General features: G+C 41.5%; 19 protein-coding genes. 5 read left to right on the top strand and 14 right to left on the bottom strand.

Annotated elements, in window-relative coordinates; genetic code table 11:
* The first annotated feature begins 33 nt into the window (after positions 1-33).
* Entirely contained in the window at positions 34-561 is a 528-nt protein-coding gene (locus J8M01_RS09845; RefSeq protein ID WP_211057874.1) for a GspH/FimT family pseudopilin, read from the top strand.
* 5 nt (positions 562-566) lie between these two features.
* Here the strand turns inward: J8M01_RS09845 and J8M01_RS09840 are convergent, their stop codons facing one another.
* The 13 genes from J8M01_RS09840 to murJ all read right to left on the bottom strand — a co-directional run bounded on the left by J8M01_RS09840 (position 567) and on the right by murJ (position 15,260).
* Positions 567-989 (bottom strand): type IV pilin protein, encoded by a 423-nt coding sequence (locus J8M01_RS09840; protein ID WP_210996102.1) that lies wholly within the window; start codon positions 987-989, stop codon positions 567-569.
* Positions 976-4,047, bottom strand: a complete 3,072-nt coding sequence (locus J8M01_RS09835) for a PilC/PilY family type IV pilus protein (protein ID WP_211057862.1) — start codon at positions 4,045-4,047, stop codon at positions 976-978. The genes J8M01_RS09840 and J8M01_RS09835 overlap by 14 nt, the downstream gene beginning before the upstream one ends.
* Before the next feature lies 1 nt (position 4,048).
* Entirely contained in the window at positions 4,049-4,525 is a 477-nt protein-coding gene (locus tag J8M01_RS09830; protein ID WP_211057861.1) for a pilus assembly protein PilX, read from the bottom strand.
* On the bottom strand, positions 4,513-5,502 hold the full coding sequence (locus J8M01_RS09825; RefSeq protein WP_211057860.1) for a PilW family protein: 990 nt from the start codon (positions 5,500-5,502) through the stop codon (positions 4,513-4,515). The genes J8M01_RS09830 and J8M01_RS09825 overlap by 13 nt, the downstream gene beginning before the upstream one ends.
* On the bottom strand, positions 5,502-6,062 hold the full coding sequence (gene pilV / locus J8M01_RS09820) for a type IV pilus modification protein PilV (RefSeq protein ID WP_211057859.1): 561 nt from the start codon (positions 6,060-6,062) through the stop codon (positions 5,502-5,504). The genes J8M01_RS09825 and pilV overlap by 1 nt, the downstream gene beginning before the upstream one ends.
* Before the next feature lie 200 nt (positions 6,063-6,262).
* On the bottom strand, positions 6,263-6,928 hold the full coding sequence (locus J8M01_RS24350; protein WP_211057858.1) for a LytTR family DNA-binding domain-containing protein: 666 nt from the start codon (positions 6,926-6,928) through the stop codon (positions 6,263-6,265).
* Complete coding sequence (locus J8M01_RS09810; protein WP_211057857.1) at positions 6,925-7,947, bottom strand: histidine kinase; 1,023 nt, start codon at positions 7,945-7,947, stop codon at positions 6,925-6,927. Before J8M01_RS09810 ends, J8M01_RS24350 begins: the two co-directional genes overlap by 4 nt.
* Before the next feature lie 14 nt (positions 7,948-7,961).
* Positions 7,962-8,891 (bottom strand): 4-hydroxy-3-methylbut-2-enyl diphosphate reductase, encoded by a 930-nt coding sequence (ispH, locus tag J8M01_RS09805; protein WP_210996095.1) that lies wholly within the window; start codon positions 8,889-8,891, stop codon positions 7,962-7,964.
* Positions 8,891-9,331 carry an FKBP-type peptidyl-prolyl cis-trans isomerase gene (fkpB, locus tag J8M01_RS09800; protein WP_211057856.1) on the bottom strand — a complete coding sequence of 147 codons (441 nt, stop codon included), beginning with the start codon at positions 9,329-9,331 and terminating at the stop codon, positions 8,891-8,893. The genes ispH and fkpB overlap by 1 nt, the downstream gene beginning before the upstream one ends.
* Complete coding sequence (gene lspA / locus J8M01_RS09795; protein ID WP_192506723.1) at positions 9,328-9,828, bottom strand: signal peptidase II; 501 nt, start codon at positions 9,826-9,828, stop codon at positions 9,328-9,330. The genes fkpB and lspA overlap by 4 nt, the downstream gene beginning before the upstream one ends.
* A gap of 9 nt (positions 9,829-9,837) precedes the next feature.
* Positions 9,838-12,663 (bottom strand): isoleucine--tRNA ligase, encoded by a 2,826-nt coding sequence (gene ileS / locus J8M01_RS09790; RefSeq protein WP_211057855.1) that lies wholly within the window; start codon positions 12,661-12,663, stop codon positions 9,838-9,840.
* Between the two features lie 21 nt (positions 12,664-12,684).
* Positions 12,685-13,611 (bottom strand): bifunctional riboflavin kinase/FAD synthetase, encoded by a 927-nt coding sequence (ribF, locus tag J8M01_RS09785; protein WP_192506721.1) that lies wholly within the window; start codon positions 13,609-13,611, stop codon positions 12,685-12,687.
* An 80-nt stretch (positions 13,612-13,691) separates the two neighbouring features.
* Positions 13,692-15,260, bottom strand: coding sequence for a murein biosynthesis integral membrane protein MurJ (murJ, locus tag J8M01_RS09780; protein WP_348772738.1), 1,569 nt, complete (start codon positions 15,258-15,260; stop codon positions 13,692-13,694).
* A 365-nt stretch (positions 15,261-15,625) separates the two neighbouring features.
* Here murJ and rpsT point away from each other — a divergent pair, with 365 nt between their 5' ends.
* On the top strand, positions 15,626-15,886 hold the full coding sequence (gene rpsT / locus J8M01_RS09775; RefSeq protein WP_010362279.1) for a 30S ribosomal protein S20: 261 nt from the start codon (positions 15,626-15,628) through the stop codon (positions 15,884-15,886).
* Between the two features lie 60 nt (positions 15,887-15,946).
* Here rpsT and J8M01_RS09770 read toward each other — a convergent pair whose 3' ends face one another.
* Positions 15,947-16,330, bottom strand: a complete 384-nt coding sequence (locus tag J8M01_RS09770) for a response regulator (RefSeq protein ID WP_010362280.1) — start codon at positions 16,328-16,330, stop codon at positions 15,947-15,949.
* Positions 16,331-16,423: 93 nt separating this feature from the next.
* Here J8M01_RS09770 and J8M01_RS09765 point away from each other — a divergent pair, with 93 nt between their 5' ends.
* From J8M01_RS09765 to smrA, 3 genes are all read left to right on the top strand, one after another.
* A complete protein-coding gene (locus J8M01_RS09765) occupies positions 16,424-16,864 on the top strand; it encodes a hypothetical protein (RefSeq protein ID WP_211057854.1) in 441 nt (146 codons plus the stop codon).
* A 100-nt stretch (positions 16,865-16,964) separates the two neighbouring features.
* A complete protein-coding gene (locus J8M01_RS23945; RefSeq protein ID WP_225738292.1) occupies positions 16,965-17,207 on the top strand; it encodes a hypothetical protein in 243 nt (80 codons plus the stop codon).
* Between the two features lie 58 nt (positions 17,208-17,265).
* Complete coding sequence (smrA, locus tag J8M01_RS09760; RefSeq protein WP_211057853.1) at positions 17,266-17,847, top strand: DNA endonuclease SmrA; 582 nt, start codon at positions 17,266-17,268, stop codon at positions 17,845-17,847.
* Positions 17,848-17,856: the final 9 nt, after the last annotated feature.

Here is a 17,856-nt window from a genome sequence, read left to right as displayed (position 1 = left end):
AAGTTACTAAATAAGCGATATGGAGATCCACGGATGGATACCTCAACTATACAAAAAAATGGTGCGTTTACGTTAATAGAAACTCTGATAGCAGTGGCTATTATGAGTATTTTATTCCTACTTTCTTTAGCCAGTTACTCAGAGATATTATCGAGCCACCTACCCGAGCAGCACTTGCGTCTGGTGAAAAAAACACTAACACTAGCAAGAAGTCAGGCCATGATCTTAGACAAAAATATCACGATATGCCCACTCATTAAAAATAAGTGTCACCCTAATCGCTGGCATGAGCCGCTGACTGTTTTTATAGACAATCAAGTATTACGGACATTTGGTCCAAATGATAAACGACTGATTATTATTGATGGCATCACTTTGGCACACACCCTGACATACCCGCGACGAGCCATTATTTTTAAACCGAACGGCAGTATAAAAGGGTTTACTAATGGCACTTTTGTATATTGCACTGAAAATAAATCAGGTAAACCCGTTGGACTTGAACTAACGCTAAGCTTAGCAGGTCGCTCTAGATTAAGAGCGACCAATAAGTGTAAGTGACTGGTTTACCGCTCCCAGCACTCATCTGCGTTTTTTGCCAAGCCTGTATACCCTTTCAACCCTAGTTCATTAATTGTTAACGTTGTACACATGGTATCTGAGCTCACAGGACCTCCTTGGGCGGTCGCAGTGATAACGAATGTACTATTATTCACCGTAGCGGCAATCGAAAAATAACCGTTCTCGCTTGTTGCCGAGACCCCGATGTCCTCTAAGTCTGTTGTATACTGCCGGTTATCTACAAAAAATTGCTCTTGCTTATTTGCCGCATCCAATAAGATCACCATAGCATCGGCACGTGCTGCTCTTTTTGCATAACGTTCATAGTTTGGGATACCAATCGCCACCAAAATACCAATTATTGCGATAACCATCATTACTTCTATCAAGGTAAAACCGTGTTGCCATTTTGCATTATTTCTCATCATGTTCTTCCCTTTTATAAATATATAATTGCTGTGTTTGCAAACCAAAATTTAAAGGCGCCGCTGTTAACACCACTTTTCCATCTATTGTAACCGGCACACCATCCCCTTTCACTTCTGGCGTAATAAATGGCACACCCGATGTAGGTCCATAGCTTTCACTATCGTCACTTGAAGCAATAGCCGGTCCTATCATTCTCACCACCGCTCGACAGTAATTTGAGCTAGGAGGGGCTCCTGCGGGCTTTTCACAGGTGAAATAAGGTTGGGGCGCCTCAGGTACATCGGTTTGCGTATCAAAACTCAAACTATTATAGACCTTAGTACCGTAATGAAGGTGAAACGCATAAAGTTTGCCAGCCCCCGCTTCTACTTCACACTTTGTGGCTGTAGTAGGTGGAGTAAATGATGTAAAGTAAGCAACCCCTCCCGCGACAGATGCTTCTGACAATGACTTTTCAGATGCGCTCAAGCGGTACTTCCAGCCATGAAATGTGCCTAGCGTCCCTTCTAAATCAGTAAACCTTTCATAATTACTTAATCGCTTAGAAAAAGGGTCGTTTGTAACGTTCAATAAGTCTTTTACTTTAATCGTTTCAGGAATATCATCTCCCTCAAATGACTTAGTCACCGAGTTTTCATCTCTTATCATGAATAAGAAATCAACCGTGCCGGTCGACGAAGGACGAGTACGGTTACCTGATCCAACTAGTATGGCTTCGTAAGGTGTGTCTTTTCGTGTTTTTAAATCACCATTGCTGGTTTCCGTAACTGATACCTTACTAAAATAAGTTCTTGCCACTATGGGGGCATGGTAAAAACGCCTATCATTTGATACAGCGTTTCCTGCAAGCAGAGCCAACCTAAAGTGTGTCCACGGCTTATCTGAGTCCGTTGGATCAGCACCGGGCATATCAATTCGCCATACCCCACCTCCGGTATCGGCCATATACAACCGGTCGTCAAAACCATCGTAGTTCGAGTCCAACGCGGCCACTCCACCTACGATACTATGACGACCTTTAAAACCATTATCACGTGTTAACGCCCAAACTAGCTCCCCAGTTTCAGCCTTAACAATAAAAACTCCCTCCCCAATGGAGTCATTACTTTTGGAAACATTGTCTTTATTGGTATCATACCCTGCGGTAAATATAACCACAGGATCATCACCTTGATTTTCTATGTGAGTTACTAAGGGCTTAGCCCACGTTTGACCGAGCTTTGCAAAGTCACCGCTCCCTCCTGTAATAGGCCCTCCCCACATCATTTTAGGTGAATCAGGGTTAGTAATATCTAAAGCATAATATTGATTACCACCACGGCGCATACCAAAAAACAACCAAACTTTATCACCAGATGATACGATATTATCGCCATCTCGATCATCGTGATAAATTGTCGAGTATCCATCAACGCCATATAACTTGGTGTCTTCTTGGCTATTTTTTTGTGCTTTAAGTACGGGTAGTAAACTTTCCGGAATGAAGGCCCAGCTTTCGGTCATCGTATTGCCTTCATCTTTAAACATATGTAAAAAGCCGGCGTTCGTGCCAATTATTAACCGTGTGTCTGGGTTTCCTCCTGTACTATAAGTGATAGACACCACTTTAGAATGCAGCGGGTCGCCAAAAATCGTTTCCCGACGTTCAACATCATTACGATCTTTATCTTCATCATCAACGTCTATACCTCTTGCCCACTGCATAATACTAGGCAACTCCGTTGAAGATGCATTCATTTTATCTGCATATATATCAATATCATTGCCATACTGGCGAAGTGCTTCAGCATATGTAAAGTCATGTAATGCTGCATCACCAAAGTCAGAGTAAATTTTACGGGTGTTTTGTTGGCTCAATTGGTAATTTACACCCCCCTTATCAACCGCATTGCCATCTTTTGAACCAGGTTCAGACCAGAATGTTGTGGCATTTTTATCTATTTTCCCATCAATATCGATTGCAGCTTTTCCAGCCATATCAACTAACAATTTATTGTCCTGTACTTTGAGCTTTTTCAGGTTGCCTTTCCATCGTGTATGAGTTTCTGGTAAAAACATCGTGTAATACAAAGAGTCGCTGCTTTTTGTTTGATTACCTGTATTGGCCGCGATAGGTAAAGCAAAACTGTCGGCCTCTTGACGAATGCTGTTCGTTACCGACTCGAATGCCGCTGATAACTGAGATGAGGTATTGGCTTGTAAATATTGCCCACCACCGAGCTCTGCTGTTTTCTCAAGAATGTTTTTCCCTGAGCTACTCATGCCATTACCAAAGCCGATAGTATAAACTCGCCCAGTATGGGTTTTAGTACCCGAGCTCGAATACAAATCAACCGGAGTCGAACTATCACCATGAATAGACTTTGCTAATGCTGGCATATAATTATTGTTGTAAACAGGTGTACTTGTGCCAAATGTATTAACATGTAAATTATTAATATTACCATTTTGCTGACTATCATTTGATGGGTCGCCATCCGTCATTAGAATAAGGTTGACCGAATTATCACAGCGCTCAGGGTCACTTGCATTTTGATGGAATGGCGAGATGTATGAATTACCAGTTTCAATACTGGTGTCTCTTCCCCTGATATTTGAAGCATAAAAACGCGTGCCACCTGTCAGGTATAAATATGCTTCCCATAACGTTTCACTTAAAGGCGTTGCACCATTGGCAACCAAACTGCCAATTTGCGATTTTATAGTTGACTGATTAGCACCTATGCGTGCTAAAACATATCCACCACTACTGCCATTAAAGCGCATCAAACCAAACTCTATATCTGTATTGTTGTTCACTAACTCAGTAATGGCACTTTTAGCCACACCTAGACGGCTATCTGAGCATAAATTATAGCGACCTCGATAATAGTCATAGCCACAACTGCGACCTGTTTGACTCGAGAACGCCATACTGCCCGAGGTATCAAAAATAATCATCACCCGAGGCTTTTCATCTACCTCTATATTATGTTTTACGTAAAGCTCTATATCTTCGGCTATTGATTGAAATGTTGCCACGCAGCCTAGCAATAAAATTAGCATCATATTTTTCATGTTACATTCCCGCCCGAGCACTGATCATTTGCTGGCCAACACCCACCACAACGGTCAGCCGATGTTTCGCTCGAGTACCGTATTCTACGGATGTGCTTAGCTCAGTTAAATTACAAACAATGTCTTTGGTATATTTAAATGACCGGGGGCAATCCAGTTCTTTCGGGCCATTGTTTAAGCCTCGTATCAAATTATCTGTATTATGCTCACCACTAAATATACTAATCCGACCATCCTCAAGCTGTTTCTTAGACATCAAAAAGCGATTCAATACGGCACGGTTACCTTCATTTAAAATCACCCTTTGCACTTCTCCCACCAGTAAATTCTCCGCTTGCTCACGCTCTTGTGCTGCATTGGTTATCTTTAAATCAATACTACTGCTACTCATTAAGGTCACAGCCACTGCAGTCACTGCAACAATCATGATCATCGCGGTTACCAATACAATGCCACTTTGATTCTTTATATTCGCCATGCCATAGTCCCATTAAGTCTGATGGTGGTAGAAAAAACAGTGCGTCGATAATTATCTGAAAAAGTATGCGTTCTGCGGTCTGCGTCAAAGCCTAATGTGTAGGTGCGACTATTTAACTTCAAGCCAGGATCCGGCTCTAGCGCTCTTACAAGCAGATAAATTTGCACGGTTAAAATACCATCATCATTTTCCCAATTTGATGTACTCATATCTGGTGTACTGCGATACGTGTCAACGCGATAGTCACCATTGGTGTCCAACCCAAAAACCAATCTAAAATCTTCGATACCTTCCATGACTGGCTCTTGGAACATTCCGCTAGCAGTTAAGCGTAGACGTTTCAAAATAGGAATATCTCGCTTAATATTATTTATGGTTATTTCCTCAGTGGTTAGGTAATAAACATGATGGCTATAAGGCCATACTGTTGAATTTACCGTCGGTACGTTTATAGGGCTTGCACCAGAAACAAATTCTGCTCGCTCTTGATCTGCAATAAAATAAAATCGATTACGGTTAATATCTTGGGCCTTTCCCTCATCAATAGTAACTGGGTTTCCTTCTAATAACTTCAGTTGAATCACATCGGTATTTTTAACGCTGTCTCCAATACAATCTAACACATTAGAGCCATCTGAAACCTCTGCATACACAGGTCTAAAATTTGTAGGGGTTTCATCCGGGAAACTGCCATTATTTAGCCCGCCAAAACAATCATTATTTGGGTTTGCAACACTTTCAACATTTTCCTCAGTAAACCCCTCATCATAAAAGGTCCCCCAAAACCCGATTTGTTCAATATCGCGTTGCAAAATAGATAGCGCTAACCGACCTGTTTCTTGCATTTCACCAATTGCCATCGTATCCCGGGTCGTCACCTTCATACTTACATAAGTGGCAATAACCCCCCCTAAAATCAATATGCCAATGAACATAGATATCATTAACTCAAGCAGAGAAAATCCATTCTTTTTCATTACAGCCCCCTCGCAAAAACAAAACTGTTTAATACAACTAATCGCCGTTGGTCATCATTAGTGCCGCAGCTTACTGCTTTAATTTCATCTGTTGCTTTCATTTTTTGCCTGCCGCGCCATGACACAACAACTTCGACGTTAAACCCCCTACCTTGTGTACTGGCATCTGACTTCGGATTTATACACACCGTTGTGTCATCTAAAGTACCGGTATTTTCTCTCGCCCTAATCGCTAATTTCCATTGCTCTAAATCTAGCGCAGCAATTGCGGCACTTGTGCATTGCGCCCCAAAGCAGCGTCGTTGCGCATTTAATGCGGTCTGACTTGTAAATATTAATTTATAATTGCTAGCCAATTGCGCTGAATCATTGACTCTGATCCTCTGCATAATATCATTTGCTAACGCGACGGCTGCCGCTCGCTGCATAGAATCGAAACTCGCTTGTTTGGCTTTTGCTTGCAGCGCTACCGCGCCCAATAACCCAAAACTCAGTACCATAAATGCAATGAGTACTTCCAATAGCGTAAAACCATTTTGACGGCTGTAAGAGGGGGCCATTAAAAAAACCTCAGGTGAAAATCTTTGCTATATTAAGAATAAAATATTCTAAACGTAACTCAATAACCAATTCTCTGAACGGTCAAAATCTCAGATGAACGGATTACCTATGAAGCAGGCGACTATAAAACGACGGAGGAAGTGTATTTAATCTTGGCTGATACTAAAAACCGCAACGGAACATGATAGGTTAACAACCGTTAGATGAGGCCTTTAAGGTCTTTTGCTGCGCGTCGGCTTACAGGTAAAAGCTCAGAAAATCCTTTTAATTTTAGTAACAACCCAGATGATGATGACCTCAGGGATTCAATTGCATTGCGCCGTACTAATGTATTTCGATGTATCTGAATAAACGCTTGAGGATAAGTCGCTAGTAAGCTTTTAAGACTTTCATCAATAACTGCCTCTCCTCCTTCAAACCAAATATGGGTGTACTTATCTTCCGCTTTGGCAACCATTATGTGAGCAACATCCACCGAACGGGTTTGTCCTGCCAGTTGATATTGGATTTTCGGAGAATAAAATCGAGACATAACAGCTTCTAACTGTTCAAACTGTACAGGCTTTACCAGAAAGCCTGATGCAAACACGTGAAACGCATCTAATGCAAATTCAGGATGAGCCGTTACAAAAACAATCTTAATATTGTGATTCGAATGACTTAAGCGCTGAGCCACTTCTAAACCACTCAACCCTGGCATATCAATATCAAGCAATAGTACATCCGGGTTTTCTTGACTCACAAGCTCTAACACTTGCGCTCCATGCTCCGCCATACCACAGCAATCAAAGCCAGAAAGATTACCCATTAACCTTTTGGCTCTTTGTCGCGCTAGTGGTTCATCATCTGCAATTAAATACTTCACAGCTTCACCTGTAGAGGAAGAGTTAGAGAGGCAAAATAACGCTTATTTGCTTGTTTTATTTCGAGTTTTGCCTCTGGACCGTAATGCAAATCAAGGCGTTCTTTTATATTGCGTTGTGCCATACCTTGCCCTTTATGTTTGGAAACATCAGTACCTATCGTATTACTGATGGTAATTTTTACGGCATGGTCGAATGCTTCAACTGAAATGCTTATTTCACCGCCGGCGATAAGTCCTTCAACACCATAATTTATTGCATTTTCAACTAAGGGTTGAACTGTTAAAACTGGCACCAAAATATCGGGTATAGTAGATGGAAGAGACCAATGGACTGACATTTTATTTCTAAAACGCCACCGCTCAAGTTCAATATACTTCTTTGATAATGCAAGTTCTTCAGTAAGCGGAACTAGTTTATTAGGATGCATAGCCCATTGCGATAAATTTGCGAGCGTTAATACTGCTTGCTCAGCGGAGTCTGAGTCTTGTTGTGTAAGTTCTGCAATCGTATTTAAACTATTGTAAAAGAAATGCGGTCTGATCCTAGCATGTAAAGCATCAAGTTCTAATCTAGATAAAGTAGCATACGTGGTAATTTTATCGCGAAAAATAGCCATGAAATGCAAAAATAAAAAAGTAACAAATAGACAAATTGCGCTATTCTTAGCGATAAAAGGCCAATCAAGAAACTCTGCAGATGTCACCTCAAAGACGGCAACACCTAAGCTTAATAGGAAAGTGATTACTTGGAATACGATGACAATAACGCTGTATTCGAAAATACCTGAATATCTATTTAAGTAATGCTGTAGCAACGAAAGTACAGTAAAGCCAATGGCACTTACGCAGTGAACAAATAAACTTATTATGCCCAGCCGAACCCAAATAGATTCATAACTCATAGGAGAAAAGGCCAGTAATAATGCCAGAGTCTGCGAGGCGACTAGCATAGCCAGTACACCCCGTTCAGTGACTATAGCAGGGAGCAATCCATTGGTTAAATCAGGTGATTTAAACATGGCTGCATGCTTAGTTAACGCAATTCAATCGGCACAGCAAATACAACATTTTCTTCTTCACCTGGGTTCTCAATGACAGTTTCCCCCCCAAGTTCTTTCAAACGTGTAATAACCTGCTGAACTAACACTTCAGGTGCTGATGCCCCCGCAGTGACTCCTACGCTGCTAATGTTGTCAAACCAACTTTCACTCATACTGCTCGCATCATCAATCAAGTATGACGTCGTGCCCATTTTATCTGCAAGTTCACGTAAGCGATTTGAGTTCGAGCTATTTTTTGCACCAACAACCAGTAACACGTCAACTTTATCAGCTAAGTCTCGTACTGCATCTTGACGATTTTGAGTTGCGTAACAAATATCATCTTTACGCGGGCCATGTATATTAGGAAATTTACACCTGAGTGCATCAATCACATCCGCGGTGTCATCCACTGACAAAGTAGTCTGACTACAATAAAATACATTGCTCGGGTCTTTTATCTCTAATGCGTTCACATCTTCTGGTGTCTCTACAAGGTAAATACCACCATCATCATTGGCATACTGCCCCATAGTGCCCTCGACTTCTGGGTGACCGTGGTGGCCTATCAAGATACACTCTGTGCCCTTACGACTCGCTCGTGTTACTTCCATATGAACTTTAGTCACTAACGGGCACGTTGCGTCAAATACCTTAAGCTCACGTCGTTTTGCTTCTTGACGCACTTGCTGAGACACACCATGTGCACTAAAAATAACAATGCTATCGTCTGGTACCTGGTGTAACTCTTCCACAAATACAGCACCACGCGCTTTCAGGCCATTCACAACATATTTATTGTGAACAACCTCATGGCGGACATATATCGGGCTTTCAAAAATATCTAGTGCACGCTCCACGATGCTTATTGCACGGTCTACACCTGCACAAAAACCTCTTGGGTTGGCTAGTAAGATATCCATTAGTTGCTTACCTCAAGAATATCAACTTCAAACGTCACCTTTTGACCTGCCAGTGGGTGATTAAAGTCAACAGTGACTGACTCGCCAGCCACTTCACGTACAAGCCCAGGCAAATCGGTACCATCTGGTTGAGTAAATGCAATGATACTGCCAACCTCTGCGGGTGTATCAACTCCGAATTTACTACGGTCAACATAATAAATATTATCCGGGTTTGGTTGACCAAACGCATCGTCAGGCTCTAAATCAAATGACTTACTGTCACCAACAACCAAACCCAATAAACATTTTTCAAAATTTTCAGTTAAGCTGCCATCGCCCATAAATAACTTTGCAGGCTTATTATGCACTTTAGTCGAATCAGCAGCAGAGCCATCCTCAAGCTTTATCGAAAAATGAAAAAGCACCTCAGACTGAGACCCTATCACTTGTTCACTCATGCTTTTTTCTCCTGAGAAGAGTCACCTTTAAAGGCATCAAATAATAATAGACCAGCACCACCTACAATTGCCATATCAGCAATATTAAACGCCGGATAATGCCAGTTTTGGTAGTAAAAATGTAAAAAGTCAATCACGTAACCATGGACAAGTCTATCGACCAAATTTCCTATCGCACCAGCCAAAACTAATGAGTAAGCACCACACAAAACCCAGTTATTTGCCGGTAATTTGCGTAGCCAAAACAGCAACAACGCACTAATTGCCACTGCAATAAAACTTAAAAACCAACGTTGCCACCCACCCGCTTCACTTAAAAAACTAAACGCAGCACCGTAGTTGTGCATGTAGGTAAAATTAAAAAATGGCAGCAACTCGATTGACTCATAAAGTTTCATACTATCCATTACTGCAGCTTTGGTAACATAGTCTACTGCAAAGAGCAGTAGACTTAGCCATAACCAAACTAAACCACTTTTTTGAGTTGAGTCGGTCACATTATACTCCTATGCAAACTGACGCTGTTCGCCGTCACCTTCAACGTTAGTAATACAACGACCACACATATCAGTATGTGTCTCGTGACTACCCACATCATCGCAATAGTGCCAACAACGCTCACACTTTTGAGCGTCGGTTGCAGCAACAGTGATAAACAAGCCATCGATTTCAGAGGCAATTGCATCTTCCGGTTTGTTACTCGCAGGTGCAATAGTCACTTTCGACGTAAGTAATACAAAACGTAGCTCATCGCCTAGCTTTTGTAGCCCACTCGCTAAATCTCCATCAGTGTAAAGTGTCACTTCGGCCTGCAACGTCGCGCCAATAACTTCTTCTTTACGTGCACTCTCTAACACACGGTTCACTTCATCACGCACAGCAAGTACACCTTGCCAATATTCATTGCTTAACTGTCCTTCAGAGGCATCATTAAGACCTTCATACCATACATCGGTAAATACAAACTGGCTGCGCTTACCTGGTAATGCCTGCCAAATTTCTTGTGCCGTAAAGCTCATGATTGGCGCCATCCAACGCGTCATTGCTTCGGCAATATGATAAAGCGCTGACTGACATGAACGACGTGCATGGCTATCACTCTTTGCTGTGTACTGACGGTCTTTAATGACATCTAAGTAGAATGAGCCAAGCTCACCTGTACAGAAATTCATTAGCTTCTGAGTCACTACCAACATTTGATAGTTATCATAGGCTTCCAAAATTTCGATTTGCAATTGTGCAGCTCTAGATACAATCCAACGGTCTAGTTCAACCATATCATCAATTGCCACTAAATCTGTCTCAGGGTTGAACCCGCTTAAATTCGACAATAAATAGCGACTCGTGTTACGAATACGGCGATAACGATCAGCTGAGCGTTTAAATATTTCATCTGATACCGTCATTTCTGCGGTGTAATCCGTTGATGCCACCCATAGGCGTAAAATATCTGCGCCAAGCTTGTTCATAATATTCTGTGGAGAAATAACATTACCTAAAGACTTTGACATCTTACGGCCGTTTTCATCAACAGTGAAACCATGAGTCAGGACTTGTTTATATGGTGCATGACCATTAATAGCAACCGAGGTCATCATTGACGACATGAACCAGCCTCTGTGCTGATCTGAACCTTCAAGATATAGATCAGCTGGGCCTGTAAGCTCTTCTCGTGCATCCACTACACATGCATGTGATACGCCAGAATCAAACCACACATCTAAAGTGTCTTGCACTTTCATATATTGCTCAGCGTCGTCACCTAACAGCGTTACCGGATCTAAGTCATACCACGCTTGAATACCTTTGCCTTCAACTAAAACAGCAACTTGCTCAATAAATTCTTCAGTATTTGAGTGCAAAGCGCCTGTGTCTTTATCCACAAACAAGGCAATTGGCACACCCCACGTACGTTGACGAGAGATACACCAGTCAGGACGTCCTTCAACCATGTTTGCAATACGGTTTTCGCCCCACTCAGGTAGCCATTGTGTCTTGGCGATTTCGTTTAAAGAGTCTTGGCGTAAGTTAGCCTGATCCATACTCACAAACCACTGCGGTGTTGCTCGAAAAATAATTGGCGTTTTATGGCGCCAGCAATGTGGATAGCTATGCTGCAACGCATGGTGATGCATTAATGCGCCTTTTTCACTCAGCACTTCAATCACACTCGCATTAGCCTTAAACACATGTTGACCGCCAAATAACGGCGTGTCAGGGAAATAAACACCGTTTGCGCCAACTGGGTTTGCAACTTCTAACCCATAAGCCAAACCGGCGCTGAAATCCTCTTGACCATGGCCTGGCGCTGTATGCACAACCCCAGTACCAGAGTCAGTAGTAACATGTTCAGCAACAATCACCGGTACATCAAAATCATAAAATGGATGCGCAACTCGAAGGTTCTCAAGGGCTTGACCTTTAACATACCCTAATACGTGAAAATGGTTAAAGCCAAAACGGTCCATTGCATCTTTGACTAGCTCAGATCCTAAGATTAGACGTTGAACTTTACCTTCATCTTCCACTTGAACAAGTGCATATTCCAATGCCTCATGTACAGCAACCGCACGGTTTGCCGGTAATGTCCATGGCGTCGTAGTCCAGATCACGGTGCCTACACTGCCTTCACCTTCATGACCTTCGGCTAAATCAAACGCAGCTACTACCGCAGCTTGGTCTACAAAGTCAAACTTTACGTCAATCGCCGGAGATTGTTTATCTTGGTATTCAACTTCTGCTTCAGCCAATGCCGAACCACAGTCAGTACACCAATGCACAGGCTTTGCACCTTTATGCAAATGACCACTTTTAATGATACGACCTAACACACGAATTGCGTTTGCTTCAAAGTCAAAGTTCATCGTCAAATAAGGTTTGTCCCAGTCACCAAACACACCTAAGCGTTTAAAGTCAGCTTTTTGACCTTCAACTTGCTTTTGCGCATAAGCACGGCATTTCTCACGAAACTCGGCAGCCGTTACTTTCTTACCAGGCTTGCCCACTTTTTTCTCTACCTGTAGCTCGATTGGCAGACCATGACAGTCCCATCCAGGTACATACGGCGCATCAAAATCAGATAGTGTTTTCGACTTAATAATAATATCTTTAAGGATCTTATTTACCGAGTGACCTAAGTGAATATCACCATTCGCGTACGGAGGGCCATCATGCAAAATAAATGGCTTCTTACCTTTTTTCGCGCTACGGATCTGACCGTATAAGTCTTGTTCGTACCAAGTTTTCAACATTTTTGGTTCGCGTTGCGCTAAGTTACCACGCATTGGAAACTCAGTTTCCGGTAAATTCAGAGTGTGTTTGTAGTCGCTCATTTATCCTAGTTTCCGTATCGGCTACTTAAAATTAAAACATTGCTTAGCGTCAGCAACATCTGTTGCTATTTGCGCTGTTAACTGCGGCAATGTATCGAATTTTTGTTCATTGCGGAGCTTTTTAACCAGCTCCACTTGCATAAAATGTCCGTAAACATCTTGATTAAAATCAAACAGGTGTACCTCTAACAAGGCCTTCGTGCCATTTAGCGTTGGCTTTGTACCAACGTTAGCAACACCTTTATACTGCTTGCCATTTAAATTGACCCGAACAGCAAAAACCCCTTGCACGGGGATCACTTGTCGCTTTAACGCTATATTCGCAGTGCGAAAACCAAGTTCTCTGCCTTTTTTCCAGCCATGAATTACTCGGCCTGCAATGGTATATGTGTGGCCTAGCATTTGATGTGCAGTATCTAAGTCGCCTTTTGCTAGCGCAGCTCTTATCAGAGTACTACTTACCCGACAATCATCGCGGCGTAAACTGGCCGTGCTTTTTACATGCATAGAGACGGATTCACCAATCTCTTTAAGCATATTAAAGTCTCCTCGACGTGCATGACCAAATTTAAAGTCATCACCTACCGTTAAAGCCTTCACTCCAAGCTTTTCAACTAATATGTGCTGAACAAAATATTCTGCACTTTGCTGAGCAAACTGTTGAGTGAAACTCACACAAATCACGCGATCAATATCGAGCTTAGCTAACAAAGCCAACTTATCTCTTAATCGAGTTAGCCTTGCCGGCGCTTTATCTTTGGCAAAAAACTCTTGCGGCTGACGCTCAAATAACATAACTGTACTTGGCAAATTGTAGCGCTTAGCGTCTTGTACAAGGCCTTTTAAAACCTCGACATGTCCCAAGTGCACACCATCAAAGTTACCTATCGTTAACACACAACCAAAGTGATGGGGTCGAATGTTATGGATGCCTCTGATCAGCTGCATTACGTCATAGCCTTAATTGCGTGAATCTTCAAAGTGCCCGATTATACCCAAATTGCCTAAAAATGCGAACTTCTGCATGATTAAGCTCGCACATCTTTTATCGTTCTTAGCCTGACACCAAATACAAACATCAGAAGGAAATAAACAAACATCGCCAACACCAGCAATCCAACCAGTAGCATGACTTGTTCAGACAGTAACCATGTATGCCATAAGTATTTACTACTTACATACCATACGCACCCGGCCATTATACTCGCTGATACGATACATTTGGCCGCAAACCAGAGTGTAAAGTTCGACATCACAAATACCCCCTGTAGTTTCAACTTTCGATATAAAAGGTAAGCATTACAACTGGCTGAAAGTGATGTTGCCAATGCCAGCCCCAAATAGCCAATAAAAGGAGCCAGAGCAATATTAAATAGCATATTTAATACCAGCGTGATAATACCTATTTTTACTGGTGTTTTGGTGTCTTGGCGTGCATAAAATCCGGGCGCGAGTACTTTGATCAACATAAAGCTCACAAGCCCTACCGAGTAAGCCACAACGCCAAAGCTCACAGCCTTAACATGATCGATCTCTGTGTCAGAAAATGCACCATGATCAAACAGAACAGTAATAATTAGGGGGCTAATCACCATTAGCCCTGCCATTGCTGGGAAACCTAAGAAGAGCACAAAACGCACTCCCCAGTCTAAGGTAACTTGAAAATCGTCCACCGCGTCATTAGCATGTAACTTTGATAAGGCTGGTAAAATCACCGTGGCGATCCCAATACCAAATAAGCCTAATGGAAACTCAATTAAACGGTCTGAGTAATACAGCCATGCAATGGACCCTGTAACCAAAAGCGACGCTATTATCGTATCTAATAGCAAGTTAATTTGGCTAATAGAGACACCAAACATTGCTGGCAGCATTAGTTTTCGTACTTTTGTTACTTCAGGTGAATGCCATGCAAAAGTCGGCTTTTGCAACATTCCTAATCGAAACAAAAATGGGATTTGAAAGAGTAGCTGAGCCAAACCACCTACAAATACGCCAATTGCTAACGCATACGCACCATTTTCAAACATATCATGGAATAAAATCGCACAGCCAATAATTGCAATGTTAAGAAGTACAGGTGTAAATGCCGCTGCAGCAAAGCGATTGTATACGTTAAGTATCGCACCACTTAATGCAACTAAACTTACAAAAAATAAGTAGGGGAAAGTGAACTTTAACAATGTACTGGCAAGTTCAAACTTTTCAGCATTTTCTCCATCATGCCACCACTCGATAAACCAACCAGTTCCAAACAACGCCGTAATTATTGGAGAGCCAATGACCCCAACTAACGTAACACACAGTAAAATTGTGCCTAATGTTCCCGCTGCTTGGCCAACAAATACTCTTACTTTATCATCACCATGCTGCTCTTTAATTTCAGATAGCACTGGGACAAACGCTTGTGCAAACGCCCCTTCCGCAAATAGCCGACGTAAAAAGTTAGGGATCCTGTTAGCAAATAAGAATACATCAGCAGCTAATCCAGCTCCAAGCAAATTAGCAACTACAGCATCTCGAATTAAGCCCATAACCCTTGAAATCATCGTCATGGCGCTTACTATCATGCCTGATTTAAATAACCCCTTCGCCACATTTAACTCCAAAAATTAAAAACACGTAAATTATGCCATAATCTCTTGCTTATGTTGATATCATCAACTTGAGCTTTGCCTGAATTAGAAAAATTTCTATATCTAACACTAGGTGTAAGAATCAAGATTTGATACACTACGGGCATTAATCACTGGATGCGAGAAACTCACACCGTATTTTTGTGGTTCATGTGCCTGTTAAAGTTGATCGCCAAACGCTAAAAGCCAAGGTTTTCGTCACTACAGGTTACAATTACGAAGAGACAAAGGTCGTGGTGGTCAATATATGTTGACTTTTGCCAATAAAACAGGCATATTCCTCGGCCATTAAATTAAGCTTATTTTAAGATTGTTAGGAGCACACCTTGGCTAACATCAAGTCTGCAAAAAAACGCGCTATCACTAGCGAAAAACGTCGTCAACACAACGCAAGCCGTCGTTCAATGATGCGTACTTACTTCAAAAAAGTACTAGTTGCTATTGAAGCTGGTAATAAAGAAGCTGCAACTGAAGCTTTCGCTGCCGCTACACCAATTCTAGACCGTTACGCAGCTAAAGGTCTAATTCACAAAAATAAAGCAGCTCGTCATAAGAGCCGTTTAAATGCAAAAATCAAAGCTCTATAATCTTTGATTTTATTGTGAATTAAAAAAACCGACGAAAGTCGGTTTTTTTGTACTCGGTATTTAAGTTAACTCAAGTTCTGGATAAAACTTCTTCAACATTGCCGCTATTTTCTTTGGCGAGAATGGTTTAACCACAAACCCCTTCGCCCCTCGCTCAATCGCATCTTTAACATTATCTACGGTTGAATGCGCAGATACCATAACGACATTAATATCAGCATTAATTTGATTTAGCTGGGCAATAATTTCCTTTCCATCACCATCAGGCAATTCAATATCCAAAAATACAATATCAAAGTGCTGTTCTTCACAGGCCTTGATACACTGGGTTGCGGTAGACGCCTCCCTAACGTGGTCAATACCTAAATGCATGAGTGTTTGGTGCAAAAAACTACGAACTGTTCCTACATCATCGACTATTAAAATTGAGATTTGCTGTTCCATTATCCTTTCCCGTAGGCTGCCAAACTAAAATAAGCTATTATAAACATAATAGATCTATTATAGAGTCCTGCAACCAAAAGGCCATACACAGGTATGTCAAAGCAAGCAAAAAAACAATCTTTACTCGGGCAAACGCAGCGTAAACAGTCAACCCGTAAACCTGCAAAGAAAAACAAAGCACCAACGCCTTCAGCACAAACGTCTATCGCTTCAGACGTCCCCTCTTCCAACGTTAAGAGTAAGAAAAAAATATGGGTCGGTTTATCGCTTGTGACGTTACTCATTATTCTTTTTCCTAAACCTCAACTGATAACTTACGAAAAGTTAGGGTTAGTAGCACAAAGTATCTACTGGTCAGGTTTGCCTGGGTATGATCCTGTCCTTTTAGACTCAAAACTTCACCCCCGATCTGCATTACATCAAAACATTCTTTACTTATGCGTTGATAAAAATAACCCATCAACTTGTCAAAGATACCAAGTCATAGAACAAAAAGGGGTTATTCCCGCACTTCTTAAACTTATTTTAGATTAAAAAAACTAATCTGAAATATATAAAAATAATCGCTTGATGCATGATTAAAGGATCACCATAATGGCGCTCCTTTAATCAACTATGGAAAACCAAACAGACCATGCCCAACGAGTTCAACTGGCTCTTAAACACCATCTTGCTATTATTAGGCTTTGGCGCCTTTTTTATCAATCATTTAACTTTATTACGTGTTGCCGCAGTGGCAGCGTGTAGCCTGTTGTTTCTTTCGTTTAGCCTGGACTTGGTAAATACCAGTGTTGTTTCTAATTTAAGCCTCATATTAATTAATACGTTTTATCTATTTAAAGTGTATACATTCGGACAACTAAATCTAAGTCAGTAGTCAAGTCATCTGAACTACGTTAGAATCCTAGCCATACTCACCTACTCAAGGGTTTTGTATGGCTATGACAGATGAAGAGCTATTTTTAGCATCAATGGGAGATGTAACACCTTTAGCTCATGACAATCAGGCTGAGTTAAGCAAAATAAAAGCCCAGCCGACAATTTCTCAGTTAGAGAAGCGTAAAGCTGCTGAGCAAGAATCAGCGCTTGATGTTAACTTCCTCTCTACAGAGTATGTGGATTTACTTGACCCATACGATTTAATGACATTCAAACGACAAGGTGTACAAGAAGGCGTATTTAAAAAGCTGCGCTTAGGGAAATACCAGATCGATGCCACAATTGACTTACATGGCAAACGCTTCTATGAAGCAAGAAAGACGCTTTTTGAATTTATCCTCGATTGCCATAACAATAATATTAGAGTGTTATTGCTACGCCATGGTATTGGGCTAAAAAGCAAACCAACCCCAGCAATCTTAAAGAGCTACATTAATAAGTGGTTACAAGAAGTGCCGCAAGTATTGTGCTTTCATTCTGCACTGCGTTGTCATGGTGGAAGCGGTTCAACATACGTATTACTGAAAAAAAATGACGAACAAAAAACACAAACCAAAGAAATCTATGCAAAGCGTTAAGTCATTACC

The sequence above is a fragment of the Pseudoalteromonas sp. MMG005 genome (genome assembly GCF_018101015.1).
GTDB lineage: Bacteria > Pseudomonadota > Gammaproteobacteria > Enterobacterales > Alteromonadaceae > Pseudoalteromonas > Pseudoalteromonas aurantia.
Note: the sequence above shows the minus strand (reverse complement) of the source record. Positions and strands in the feature narration are given on the sequence as shown.

Bases quoted from the DNA above. Each gene is read 5' to 3' on its own strand.
- J8M01_RS23945 (WP_225738292.1), top strand. From the start codon at position 16,965: ATGCCCAACGAGTTCAACTGGCTCTTAAACACCATCTTGCTATTATTA.
- J8M01_RS09810 (WP_211057857.1), bottom strand. From the start codon at position 7,947: ATGTTTAAATCACCTGATTTAACCAATGGATTGCTCCCTGCTATAGTC.
- ribF (WP_192506721.1), bottom strand. From the start codon at position 13,611: ATGCAGCTGATCAGAGGCATCCATAACATTCGACCCCATCACTTTGGT.
- J8M01_RS09765 (WP_211057854.1), top strand. From the start codon at position 16,424: ATGTCAAAGCAAGCAAAAAAACAATCTTTACTCGGGCAAACGCAGCGT.
- ileS (WP_211057855.1), bottom strand. From the start codon at position 12,663: ATGAGCGACTACAAACACACTCTGAATTTACCGGAAACTGAGTTTCCA.
- J8M01_RS09835 (WP_211057862.1), bottom strand. From the start codon at position 4,047: ATGAAAAATATGATGCTAATTTTATTGCTAGGCTGCGTGGCAACATTT.
- ispH (WP_210996095.1), bottom strand. From the start codon at position 8,891: ATGGATATCTTACTAGCCAACCCAAGAGGTTTTTGTGCAGGTGTAGAC.
- pilV (WP_211057859.1), bottom strand. From the start codon at position 6,062: ATGGCCCCCTCTTACAGCCGTCAAAATGGTTTTACGCTATTGGAAGTA.
- J8M01_RS09770 (WP_010362280.1), bottom strand. From the start codon at position 16,330: ATGGAACAGCAAATCTCAATTTTAATAGTCGATGATGTAGGAACAGTT.
- J8M01_RS09840 (WP_210996102.1), bottom strand. From the start codon at position 989: ATGATGAGAAATAATGCAAAATGGCAACACGGTTTTACCTTGATAGAA.
- J8M01_RS09825 (WP_211057860.1), bottom strand. From the start codon at position 5,502: ATGAAAAAGAATGGATTTTCTCTGCTTGAGTTAATGATATCTATGTTC.
- fkpB (WP_211057856.1), bottom strand. From the start codon at position 9,331: ATGAGTGAACAAGTGATAGGGTCTCAGTCTGAGGTGCTTTTTCATTTT.
- J8M01_RS09845 (WP_211057874.1), top strand. From the start codon at position 34: ATGGATACCTCAACTATACAAAAAAATGGTGCGTTTACGTTAATAGAA.
- J8M01_RS09830 (WP_211057861.1), bottom strand. From the start codon at position 4,525: ATGGCGAATATAAAGAATCAAAGTGGCATTGTATTGGTAACCGCGATG.
- smrA (WP_211057853.1), top strand. From the start codon at position 17,266: ATGGCTATGACAGATGAAGAGCTATTTTTAGCATCAATGGGAGATGTA.